The organism is Desulfocucumis palustris (genome assembly GCF_002933875.1).
Classification (GTDB): Bacteria; Bacillota; Desulfotomaculia; order Desulfotomaculales; family Desulfocucumaceae; genus Desulfocucumis; species Desulfocucumis palustris.
On record NZ_BFAV01000121.1, the window covers coordinates 31,875 to 43,651 of the forward strand.

Here is an 11,777-nt window from a genome sequence, read left to right on the forward strand (position 1 = left end):
GTCAGCCTTACAGCAGCATGGCGGTGACTTGCTCCACAGTCCTTCGGATGTGATAGCCGTTTTCTTCCATAATGCGGATGTATCTCCCCCTGTCATGGGCGCCGGGCGCCAGACCCTCGCGGACCCAACCCTCTTTGTTTTCGTCCAGGGGGAGTTGCTTCACCAAATCAGTGATCACCACCTCTTTGGTGATGGTGTCGGAGATAATACAGGGCAGACCGGTGGCCTGTGCCTCCACTACCACGTTGGGCATGCCCTCGTAAATAGAGGGAAAGATCAGCTCGTCCATGGCCATCATCAGTCGGGGCACGTCGGACCGTACCCCCAGAAAGAAGACACGGTCCTCCAACCGCTTTTCCCGGACTTGATCCTTGACGGAGTTCTCCAGTTCCCCGGTTCCGATAAGCACCAAACAAGCATTCTCACACTGCCGCACGATCTGTTCAAACACTTCAATTAAATAGGTGTGGTTTTTCTGTTTATTAAACCGGCCTATGTGGCCTACCACAAAGGCGTCCTCACACCGGAGTTCAGCCCGCACCTGGGCACGGATGTCCGGGTCAAAGCGGTACTGTTCCAGTTGCAGGCCGTTGGTGATGATAGTCACACTACCGTCTTTGACGGCTTTATCCCCGAACATCCATTCTGCTGCCTTATCGGAGGGGGCCAGCATTCTAGTGGACAGTATCTTCACCAGGGGACGGGAGACAGCCGCCAACAGATTCGCGGCTGTGCCGCCGCCGGAGCTGGAATTGGTGGAGCGCACCAATCGGATCTTCGCCCCGCCCAGCTTTGCCGCAAGCAGGTCCACCCAAGCCACCGGATGCACCGCCACCAGAAAGACAGCGTCATAATGCCTGGATTTCACCAGCCCGCGAATGCCGGCAAAGCACTTCACCGGGTGACGGGATTTGGAGAAGCCGCGGTACACAGTGCCGCCCAGGGACGCGATCTCATCCTCATAGAAACAGTGGTCTTTCTTGTTGACTAGAAAATCAAACTGCAGGGAGCACCGGTCGATGGACCTGTAAACTTTCATAAGGAAAGTCTCGGCACCGCCGGCATCCATGGTATTAGTTATGATGAGGATCCTCTTCACGTCAGCGCACACTCCTATGGGTCACCGACCATATTATGGGTCACCGACCATATATTGAAGATAGACGGACAGCAGGTTTTCTGTGGCCGCCTGCAGGGAAAATTCAGAATTCATTTTTTCATAGGCACGCTCCCCTGTGGCCCTCCGGAGCCCGGGGTCCCCCAGGTAGCGGCCCAACTCCCTATAAAGGTCCTCGGCGGACTTGGGCGGCACCACACTGCCTAGGGTGGTGTCCGGGATCAACTCCCGGACACCACCCACGTCGGTGGCCACACAGGGCAGCCCCATGGCCATGGCCTCCATCAGGGCGTTAGGAAGCCCCTCGTGGAGGGAGGGTAGCGCGAAAACATCCGAATTGCCCAGGACGGCGTTGATGTCTGACCGCCTGCCCAGCAGCAGCACCCGGTCAGCAACGCCCAGGCTCTGGATTTGTGCACGGACATTGGTCTCCTCGCTGCCGGAGCCCACTATGCAGCAATAAAGATTTTTATGTTCCGTGGTCAGTTTGGCGATAGCCTCAATCAGGTAGCAATGTCCCTTGCGCACTTCCAGTGCACCTACACTGGAGATGACAAACCCGTCCCGGGGGATGTTCCACTCCGACCGCAGATCGGGGTATTCTTTCTTCCGGTCATATATAGAAAAGTCGATGCCGTTTTTAATAGACACGGTTGGCACGCGGTTACGAACCACTCTCCTCACCTCGTCCTTTACCTTGTCGGACTTCACCAGAAAAACGGAACAGCCCTTGGCCATCCACCGGTAAAAGTAGGGATACAGAAAGCGGTTCAAAGGCTTAATCCCATCATAGATAATAGGATTGTTCACGGTGATGAAGATATGCCCATTTTTTTTCTTTTTCCAGGCCAGATAGCCGTAAATGCCGCCGCTGAGAATGAATGTGTTCACGATGTCCGGCTTGATTTGATTTAGAATCTCCTCCACCCTGCCCGTGGTGCCGCGGCTCAGGCCCGTGACGAAGAGACGATCCGGGGTATCCCCCAGCTTATCCACAAGCCAGCCCTCCGGAGCGATCAGGTACATGTCATGACCTAGCCCCAGTAGGGTTCGGAACATGTCTCGGATGTGCTTCTGTGCACCGCCGTTCGTAGAATTACTGGTAATAAAGACGATTCTCATGGCTTAAAACCTCTGTGTCTCCCAGGCTGCGCACTGCTTTCCGCCGACGCACTTGAAGAAGCCCACCAACAGAGCCAGATTCACCGACATAAAGTAAAAGGTCAACTGGATAAAGTTCCCGATTTTTCCCGGGAGCTCTCCGCCGCGGCTGGTGACGAACCAGTACAGAATAAGGACCGCATAGCCGGTCGCCTGCAGGCAAAAGACCACTAGCATGACAGAGTTAATAAAGCTCAGAGCCAGATTGGAAAAAAAGGCCGCGATAAGCAGGAAGGGCACCAGCCACCTCACCACCCGGTGGGAAACGTAGGTGAAGGAGCCTTTCCGGGCAAACAGCATTTTCCAGAACACGGTCATAGCCTGATAATGGCCGGCACCGTCCCGGACATGACGCTTGAACTGGCTTCCCATGTCGTCATTGGGCACTTCGTAGGCCACGGCCTCCGCCTCCATGATCACGTCCCACCCCGCCTGCATGGTGTAGGTGGCTGTGTAAAAATCGTCGTTGACTATGCCCGTCCTGATCTCTGGGACGATACCCTTCCGGAGGGCGTAGATGGCGCCGTTGGCACCGGACAGGCGACCCAGCTTGGACTCATGCATTTTGACCCAGTTCTCGTATTTCCAATAGACCCCCTCTGATTTCGCACCCTGGCCGGAGGTCTCGTCCACTTTGTAGCGGAGTTGGCCGCTAACCAGGCCGATAGCGGGATCGCCGAAACGGCGGACCAGCATTCGAATAGCTTGACGGTCATACATTGTATTGGCATCGGAGAAAACCAGGATGTCTCCCTTGGCCGCCCGTATCAGAGCGTTCAGGGCATGCACCTTACCGCCTCGAGGCAGCTCAAAGACCTTTAAATTTGGAATATCCAAAAAGGAATTTGCAATCTTCACCGTGCGGTCGGAGGAGCCATCAGAGCCGACTAGGAATTCAATCCGATCAGCGGGATAGTCCAGTTCACTCATATTTTTGATTTTTTCCGCAATAACGCACTCCTCGTTGTAGGCTGCCACCAAGACGGAGACCATTGGAACAGCCCTCTTGTCCGTGGCGTAGGACCGGGCGGGAAGTGCTTTCAAGATTAGCGGGTAAATAGCGTAAGTATAGATGGGAGCGAAAACAGCAAACAAAAAGATGCCATAAAGCGCGATTTCCACGACCTCAGCCCTCCTTTTTTTGTTACCATGCCATACCACGCCTAAACAAATATTTTCTAAATGTTTTATAGGCTTTAATGGTTTTCTTCGCATCTTCAGGACTTGTCAGCACTTCACCCAGTTTCATAAATAAGAACTTAGGCCTGAGATAAAATTTTCTTCTGGCATAATCACAAAAGTCCACCAGTTCTTTACTTGATATTTCGGATGTGGTCAATACGCAATTGTGTAAACCTTCATCGGTTAGCCAGTTATTGTAATTCGCAGCTTCAATGTAATCGTTACGCTTCGCCCAGTCATATGCTTCTGTTCCCGGGTAAACCATCAAAGGGAAAAATTGTGCGGTATCCAAACGCAATTCTTTGGCAAACTCCAGCGTTTCCAACATGGTCTTCTTTGTCTCACCAGGATTGCCAACCATGAAGCAGCCGTGGACCCTCAGTTTTGCCTTTTTCGCATTCTCGTTGAACTTCAGGGATTGCTCCAGCGTGATGCCCTTATGCATGTTATCAAGAATCTGCTGATTGCCGCTTTCGTATCCAGCCACAATCAATTTGCATCCGGCTTTTTTCATCAGAACCATCGTATCGTATTGTAAAGTAACTCTTACTTGCACGATCCATTTGAGCTTAACCCTGTTATCTATCATCAGTCTGCAAAAATCCTTGACATTATCCTGGTCTACCACAAAATTGTCATCATCAATAAGAATCTCCTTAACCTCAGGGAAGTTTTGCGTTATGTAAACACACTCATCAAAAAGGCTCTTTGCGCTACGCCTTCTATAACGCTTGCCAAACATAACCTGGGAGTACATACAGTAAAAACATCTGGATGGGCAACCCCGGCTAGCAAATATACTCACTGTAGGATAGCTAACATGAGCATAGAAGTAGTCCTTGATGTCCAGATACTTCTTGTAGACTTCACTGACAAAGGGAAGTTCATCGAGATTTTGGATGTATTCTCTGTCCGGATTGTTAACAACCTTGCCAGCTGCAACATAGCTAATACCGGCTATCTCGCCATATTGCTCCGGGTTATTCAATTTTTCAGCAAGTTCTCTCAGCGTAAAGTCATACTCGCGGCGGGCAATGAAATCTACAAAATAGCTCTCAGGCAGGATTTCATCAACACATGCCGATGCGTGAGTTCCCACGAGACAGATTTTAGTCTCTGGAAGAACCTCTTTGATTGTTTTGGCAAACTTGAGATCACTGTTAATACTTGGTGTCGACGTGTCAATTGCAATCAATTCCGGTCGAAACTTTTTTATCCTATTCAAGGTGTCATCTTTTGATAGACACTTTGCAGACGCATCAATGATCTTCAGTTCGTGCCCCTCTTTATCTAAAACACCCGCCGCATACGACAGCCAAAGTGGAAAATAGATAGTACCACTTTTATTTACCGCAGGGCTTCTGGAACTCTTGGAATATTTATTTAAAAATGGTGGGTTCAATAACAAAATTTTCATGTCTATTCTCCCCTGTATCTGTTATAAATTAATTGTTTCTTTTTCTGTTGTAAATACTGGTATTTTGCCTTGCATATCAACTAAACACTTATCCACGAACTTTCCTTCACCGTGTAAAACTACGTCAATAGTCCTTAAAATAATTCTTATATCAAGCCATAAGCTAAAATGCTCAACATAATAGATATCAAACTTGTACCTCTCTTCCAGTGGTATGTAAATGTTGCCGCTGACTTGAGCCAATCCGGTAAGCCCCGGTCTAACATTCAACCTTTTAGCTATTTCCTCGGTATAGTCAGCTAGAGATGCAACCCTTTCAGGACGTGGTCCCACGAGGCTCATTTCACCCTTTAAAATATTGAGCATTTGCGGTATTTCATCAATCTTGCTTCTCCTTAAGAACCTCCCGATGGAAGTGATGCGCTCATCGTCCTTCATGACCTCCTGACCCTTCACCATCTTATCCGAGCCTTTCTTCATTGTGCGGAACTTGAACACCTTAAAAAGCTTCCTATGGCGCCCTGGACGCTCCTGTACGAAGAAAACCGGCCCGGAAGATGTAACCTTTATCAAAATGGTTATAATGACCCCAATGGGTAAGAATACTAGGATCGCCAAGAAGGCAACGATGATGTCAAATAGGCGTTTTATGGCTTTCTGTATCGACTTGTTTTCTTCATTTTGACTTACCATGCACTTATCCCTCAACATCATAATCAACCGGCACCAGATAGCCATCGACCAGCTTTATTGCGTAATTATCGCCACAACTTTCGACTTTAACCTTGGCAGCCCATATTCTTAGCACCTTACTACCATATCTATAAAAGGCACCGGGATAGGGCTTGGTAACCGCTCTGACCATTTTATCGGCTTCATCTATTGTCATACCATTAAATATCTCGCCGTCCTCGGGCTTACGCCCCAGCCATTCAGTAGCTTCTGCTTCATTTTGCTTTATCAGCGTGAAATTGTTTGTAACAATGTCGTTCCAATACTTCGCGATTAGTTCTATGTGCATATTATTGACTTTTTTATAAAGCTCAGTTGCGGTAGTTTTACCCTCAAGCTCAATAATGCCCTGCCCGATAATATTACCGGCATCAACTCTTTCGTCCATTTTAAACATTGTTACTCCGGTTTCACGCAAGCCTTTTAAGATCGCCCAGGGGATGGCAGCCCTTCCTCTGCCTTTCGGCAATAGGGTGGGATGCATTCCAATGCAGCCATATGCAGGTGTCTCAAGCAGCCTTTTTCCCGCAATTTGTGACCAGCCAATAATGAATAACCAGTCAATATCTTTTATCGCTTCAATAACCATATTATCGTTGATGTTGTTAATCTTTAAGAGCGGAATATTATATTCTGCTGCTATTTTATCAAGATGAATCCTGCCGGATTTATCTTTTGCTTTATCATCATTCAATGTGATCAGCAAGTTAAGCTGTCCACCGATTTTATATATTTCTTCAATACAACTGAGTCCTAACTGGACACAGGTTGCAAATGCCATGTTCATTCTTAAGTCCCTTCTACTATTCTTTTTTTAGTGTCTGTGATACGTCTCCCTCCTAAAAACGCATTGAAAGGCTTCTGCATAAACCATCCCAGCTTGCCCTCCGCGATAAGTTGCTAGTCCCTTGATAGCTTCAAAACTGCGAGGATGAGGGTAATCTCTCATTACACCTCTGTACTGCGCCAGGGCTTCAATTTTCTTGTATACGCCTTCCTCAGTAACCTCAAAAAAAGTATTGGGAAAAAACTTCTGCATGGCTGCATTCAGGCCCCACTCTGTAGCGGACGGCACTTCCATAAATAACAACTCTTTCAATGGTAAAACATCATCTCTGCGCTGAAACAATCTCACAGCGGCTTGACAGGAAAGCGAGGTATGTAAATGGTCATTATTCAAGTCCGCAGGATGGTGTGTAATAACTATCTCTGCTTTTGTTTCAATAATTGCTTTTTCTATAAACTGAACAAGCTTTAGATGTGGCACGATGTTTAACTCAATGTTTGAAAAATCGCCTTTAATAACTCTCTTAACACCCAAAATGTTCATGGAACTGTTTACATCTTCATGCAGCTCTACTGTTCCAGGACGGTTATTTCTTGCATTGACTTCGCCCGATATAATACAAACATTTACTTCATGACCTGCCTGAGCTAGCTTATACATCGTGGCTCCCGCCCCAAGGACTTCATCATCTGGATGGGCAGCAACAATTAAATATGACACCTCATGCACCCCACTTGATTAAAAACTCATACAGCCAAAATTCCTCTCAACAACATGGCTTGATTGAATGTAAATAATTATGGTTACTATGTGGTGCAGATAAAATCAAACACTTATTGCCACTCTCTAGCATTTTATCCTTACCCCATAACACAAAATGCCTTTTAAAACCATTCAAGCACTTTTTAAAAAAAGGACTTAATCAGCGTTTTTATCTAAATCGTTGTGTTCAAAAGTATTAGCTCTGCGTCGAAAATTTTTATCGTTGAACAAAATTATCGTACTACTCGTCGGTTGACAACTTCAACTACACATAACGTTTGTTGTACAAAATTAAATTAACCTGCCTGTTCTCTCTGGTATCGCTTTAAAATAGGTATCATAGAAGACAATATTGCAAATACATCCTCGCGCTTACAGAGATGCCCTTTACTAAAAAGCTCTACTATACCTTGCCCAAGGGCTGACACATCAACCAGTGAAGGCCTGGCTATGAATATCCTCTTGTGCTTGGTGGCCCGGGAGCCTTCCTCGGCTGTTAATAGCTCTTCAAAGAGCTTTTCACCCGGGCGGACGCCGGTAAATGTAATTTGAATATCCTTTTCCGGTTCGAGGCCAGAGAATTTTATCATGTCCTTGGCCAAGTCCACTATTTTTACAGGCTCACCCATGTCGAGAACAAAGACCTCTCCCCCCTCTGCCATAGCCCCGGCCTGAATGACCAGCTGTACCGACTCTGGAATGGTCATGAAATAGCGTTTCATTTCCGGGTGGGTAACGGTAACCGGGCCGCCGTTAGCAATCTGCCGCTGAAATATCGGCACCACGCTGCCGTTGCTGCCTAATACATTGCCGAAGCGGACGGCGGTAAAAATAGTATTGCTCACTCTATTTTTGTTTTGAATGATCAATTCGGCCATTCGCTTGGTTGCACCCATGACACTGGAGGGGTTGACAGCCTTGTCCGTGGATATCATAACAAAGACCTTTACCCCCACCCGGTCGGCAGCGTCGGAAACATTCAGTGTACCGGTTATATTAGTTTTCACAGCTTCATCCGGGTGCAACTCCATCAGGGGAACATGCTTGTGGGCCGCAGCATGAAAAACTACGCCAGGGCGGTGCTTTTCAAAGATATAATTAACTTTGGACCTGTCCCTGACATCGGCAATCTCAATTTCTAGCGGTATCCCTTTGAAACTTTCCTCCAACTCCAGCCAGATTTTATGAATACTGTTTTCACCGTGTCCAAAGAGAATTAGTTTTTGTGGCCCGAACAATGAAACCTGGCGGCATAGCTCCGAGCCGATGGAACCCCCTGCTCCCGTGATCAACACGGTTTCCCCTCTCAGATACCCCGCCACTTCCTCCAGGTCAACCCGCACCGGCTCCCGGTGGAGCAAATCCTCCAGTTGCACCGGCCTTAAATGGTTTACAGATACATGTCCATCAATTATTTGGTACATGCCGGGAAGTATTTTCATTTCCGCCCCAGTCTCCCGGCAGATTTCAACAAATTCCCGGATAACAGCGGTGCTCACGCTGGGCATAGCGATAATAATAAGGTCGACGTTGAGCTTCTTAACCACCTGGGGGATGGCCTCCCTGTTTCCAAGCACGGGAAGTCCAAGGACTGTCAATCTCTGCTTGTTGGGATCATCGTCGATAAAGCCCACCGGCCTGATATTAAGCTTGTGTCCTTTAAACTCCCTGGTCACCATGGCACCGGCATCGCCAGCTCCGATAATCAGTGCCCGGCGGCCGGCTTTGCAGCCATTTGTCTTTCTTTGCTCCACATATACCCGCCAGGCCAGCCTTGACCCGCCGATAAGAATAATAGTGAAGGCCCACTGCATTATAACTACACTTCTTGGCAGCGGCCAGTATGTAAAATACGTAAGAGCTATGGTCCCAAAACTGCCCAGGGTAACGGCCTGGACAATGGCCACCAGTTCGCTGGTGCTGGCATAGGCCCAGACGCGGTTGTATAAATTGAACAGATAAAAAAAAGCTATGTAGATAATGGTAATTAATAAACCAAGTATCATATAATATTGAAGAAAACTTAAAAAGCTCTGACTGCCGTAAAACCTGATAATGACCGGGACGGCTATAGCCAGGTTTACCAGTAATGCATCACAGGACATCAGGATGATAATCCTTCTAAAGCTCTTCACTACAAATCTCCCTACTTCAAATAATTATTACAGATTTTCTAGTAAAATTGGCCATTACAATCAGTACCTAATTTTGCTTATAAGATAGCTACTTTCGGTGCCTTCTCCTGATCCTGGCAGTAGGAATAATAACGGTAGTCATCAGCATGCATTTTGACTTCGTTTAGCACCACTCCAACAATATTGGCATTGACCTTTTCCAGTCGCAATTTTGCTTCCTTCACCATGTCGATGCGGGAGGAATCGGCCTTTACCACCAACACTACACCATCAACCATAGGAGCAAGCACTGCTGCGTCTGTTACGGCAATAACCGGCGGCGCGTCCAGGATGACAGTATCGTAATGTAGAGACACTTTTTCCATGAGAGCCTTCATCTTCTGTGAACCAAGCAATTCAGAGGGGTTGGGTGGGATTGGACCGCTGGGAACTACCCAGACCCCATCTATTTCAGTAGAATGTACCGCTTCCTTTATGTCGTCGAGGTTCTGCACCAGTAAATTGGTCAATCCTTTGCTGTTGTCCAGGTTAAACAATTTGTGCATGGTAGGGTTTCGAAGATCTCCGTCCACGATGAGCACTCTGCCGCCGGCCTGAGCCATCACCACAGCCAGATTTGAAGCCACCGCCGACTTGCCGTCCTGGGGGCCCACGCTGGTGATGAGCAGCACGTCCACTCGGCCTTCAGCCGCAGTAGAATACAGGTTGGTACGCAGGGTCCGGAAGGACTCTGCAATTGGAGATTTCGGGTTTTTGTGGGTAATTAGCGTTGTAGGAACATTTTTACTTCTAAACACGTAAGACACCTCGCTTATTATCAGTACATTCTCCGGCTATCAGCGGACGGTATGAGCCCAAGTACGGGCAGGTCCAGATGCGCTGCCACGTCATACGGAGTCTTGATGGTATTGTCCAGAAACTCAAACAAAAAAATCAGGGCTAGGGAAGCCATTAGACCAAGCATAAGGGACACGGCCATATTCAGGTTTATGTTCGGCTTTACAGGACTGTACGGAGCTATGGCGGGAGATACAATCACCAGACTAGTATTGCCAATGTCAATGGAACGGGCGATTTGGGTTCTGGTGATGCCCTCGGTGAGGAGGTTAAGTACCCCCTGTAAGCGCTGCTTCTCGTAAGAATCAGTGGTTACTGCCAGTTCAGCTCTAATATTTTTCACCTGGTCCCGCAGGAATTTAACGGAACGGTCCATGACTTCCATGTTCTTTTCAGAAATTTGAGCCATAAATTCCTGGCTCAATGTATTGGCGATATTTGCCGCAAGTATAGGGTCACCGTTACTTACGGTTACCTCAATAAGGTAGGAGTCCTTGGCGGCGGTGGCATTAATCTGCCCTGCCAGGTAACGGGGCGTATAGCCCAACTGGTCCAGGTGCAGCTTGTTGATCACCCGCTGCATCAAAGCTTCGCTTCTTACCTGACCCACATAGGTATTCATGGTAAGGACCGGGATGCGGTAGGCATTATTCAATATGGAGTTAACATCGTCCTTTTGGCTTGTCGCCTGCGGCTTTTCTGCCGCCTGGGTGACCAGCAGTACTGTCCTGGCCATGTAAACAGGTGTTATAAAGAAGTAACTGAATAGGCCGCTGACGGTTACCGCTGCCACCGTCAATAAAGCAATAATCCAAAAGCGTTTTTTTACTACATTGATTAATGCCCGTAAATCAATAGACTGGTCGTCAATGTTACATTGAGTGTCTTGATTACTCAACTGACCTCTCACCTCACTTTATTTGAAAATATAATACTTTCTTCCGGAGTCATCATTTTTTAAATAAATTAACATTGCTTTACCTCAAACTAACAAAATTTAAACAATAATCCTTAATTTCAAAAGAAAATAAAAAAACCAGGTATACACGGTAAAATATTAACAGATGCGACTTTTTGCGCCATCCTTCCAGGGGATGATTAAAAAGACGATTTATTTTCCACCTGCTTCATACTTTAAATGGGCACAATTTATTGATATGGTTATTGGCATACCTACTGAATCATCTTTTTCGAAGACCCTAAAAAAAAGAAATGCCCGGAGAAACAGGCCATGTCGATAGCCCTTAGAAGAAATCCGGGCAGTACCGGACCTTGCAGACAACCGTCGCAAACACCAAGCAGTGAGATAAGACACTCCTTGGTCAGGGGCTGTGAGGTCAGGACTATTATCTTAGTCCAGCCGCACAGGCTTTTTAATTTCCTCAACAATTCAAACTCATTTTCACTGATGGTGCTGAGTTCCTGGACCAGCAGGTCCGGCTGCAATCTGAATGCCTCATCTATTACGTCCGCACCCTCGTGGCCCACCACCTCTATATTCTGTGAAGAGTTGAATATCAGCGCCAGCCCGTCGCGCACCACTTTGTGGTCGCAACTTATCAATGACCTGACCTTTTGCATTAGCCCCTCCTATAACCCCAAAAAACTACCTGAAGAACAAATGACAATTAAAAAAGCCTCCATTAA

At 47.2% G+C, this 11,777-nt stretch carries 11 protein-coding genes; all 11 read right to left on the minus strand.

All coding sequences use genetic code 11. The features are described 5' to 3' along the window. Positions 1 to 7: 7 nt before the first annotated feature. Positions 8 to 1,099: a glycosyltransferase family 1 protein gene (locus tag DCCM_RS09560; RefSeq protein WP_104372171.1), complete on the minus strand. Its 1,092-nt coding sequence runs from the start codon at positions 1,097 to 1,099 to the stop codon at positions 8 to 10. Positions 1,100 to 1,132: 33 nt separating this feature from the next. Next, complete coding sequence (locus DCCM_RS09565) at positions 1,133 to 2,239, minus strand: glycosyltransferase (RefSeq protein WP_104372172.1); 1,107 nt, start codon at positions 2,237 to 2,239, stop codon at positions 1,133 to 1,135. 3 nt (positions 2,240 to 2,242) lie between these two features. Further along, positions 2,243 to 3,493 (minus strand): glycosyltransferase family 2 protein, encoded by a 1,251-nt coding sequence (locus tag DCCM_RS09570; protein WP_104372173.1) that lies wholly within the window; start codon positions 3,491 to 3,493, stop codon positions 2,243 to 2,245. Then, positions 3,423 to 4,877 carry a B12-binding domain-containing radical SAM protein gene (locus DCCM_RS09575; protein WP_104372174.1) on the minus strand — a complete coding sequence of 485 codons (1,455 nt, stop codon included), beginning with the start codon at positions 4,875 to 4,877 and terminating at the stop codon, positions 3,423 to 3,425. The genes DCCM_RS09570 and DCCM_RS09575 overlap by 71 nt, the downstream gene beginning before the upstream one ends. A gap of 21 nt (positions 4,878 to 4,898) precedes the next feature. Further along, positions 4,899 to 5,570, minus strand: coding sequence for a sugar transferase (locus DCCM_RS09580; RefSeq protein ID WP_104372193.1), 672 nt, complete (start codon positions 5,568 to 5,570; stop codon positions 4,899 to 4,901). A gap of 4 nt (positions 5,571 to 5,574) precedes the next feature. Then, positions 5,575 to 6,396 carry a formyltransferase family protein gene (locus DCCM_RS09585; RefSeq protein ID WP_104372175.1) on the minus strand — a complete coding sequence of 274 codons (822 nt, stop codon included), beginning with the start codon at positions 6,394 to 6,396 and terminating at the stop codon, positions 5,575 to 5,577. A 27-nt stretch (positions 6,397 to 6,423) separates the two neighbouring features. Next, a complete protein-coding gene (locus DCCM_RS09590) occupies positions 6,424 to 7,116 on the minus strand; it encodes a PIG-L deacetylase family protein (protein ID WP_104372176.1) in 693 nt (230 codons plus the stop codon). 338 nt (positions 7,117 to 7,454) lie between these two features. Continuing rightward, entirely contained in the window at positions 7,455 to 9,263 is a 1,809-nt protein-coding gene (locus DCCM_RS09595; RefSeq protein ID WP_104372194.1) for a polysaccharide biosynthesis protein, read from the minus strand. A 107-nt stretch (positions 9,264 to 9,370) separates the two neighbouring features. After that, positions 9,371 to 10,090, minus strand: a complete 720-nt coding sequence (locus tag DCCM_RS09600; protein WP_104372177.1) for a CpsD/CapB family tyrosine-protein kinase — start codon at positions 10,088 to 10,090, stop codon at positions 9,371 to 9,373. Between the two features lie 20 nt (positions 10,091 to 10,110). Beyond that, positions 10,111 to 11,028 (minus strand): YveK family protein, encoded by a 918-nt coding sequence (locus DCCM_RS09605; RefSeq protein WP_104372178.1) that lies wholly within the window; start codon positions 11,026 to 11,028, stop codon positions 10,111 to 10,113. Between the two features lie 275 nt (positions 11,029 to 11,303). Beyond that, positions 11,304 to 11,711 (minus strand): response regulator, encoded by a 408-nt coding sequence (locus DCCM_RS09610; protein ID WP_104372179.1) that lies wholly within the window; start codon positions 11,709 to 11,711, stop codon positions 11,304 to 11,306. Between the last annotated feature and the right edge of the window lie 66 nt (positions 11,712 to 11,777).

Bases quoted from the DNA above. Each gene is read 5' to 3' on its own strand.
- DCCM_RS09610 (WP_104372179.1), bottom strand. From the start codon at position 11,711: ATGCAAAAGGTCAGGTCATTGATAAGTTGCGACCACAAAGTGGTGCGC.
- DCCM_RS09595 (WP_104372194.1), bottom strand. From the start codon at position 9,263: ATGTCCTGTGATGCATTACTGGTAAACCTGGCTATAGCCGTCCCGGTC.
- DCCM_RS09565 (WP_104372172.1), bottom strand. From the start codon at position 2,239: ATGAGAATCGTCTTTATTACCAGTAATTCTACGAACGGCGGTGCACAG.
- DCCM_RS09570 (WP_104372173.1), bottom strand. From the start codon at position 3,493: ATGCGAAGAAAACCATTAAAGCCTATAAAACATTTAGAAAATATTTGT.
- DCCM_RS09575 (WP_104372174.1), bottom strand. From the start codon at position 4,877: ATGAAAATTTTGTTATTGAACCCACCATTTTTAAATAAATATTCCAAG.
- DCCM_RS09580 (WP_104372193.1), bottom strand. From the start codon at position 5,570: ATGGTAAGTCAAAATGAAGAAAACAAGTCGATACAGAAAGCCATAAAA.
- DCCM_RS09585 (WP_104372175.1), bottom strand. From the start codon at position 6,396: ATGAACATGGCATTTGCAACCTGTGTCCAGTTAGGACTCAGTTGTATT.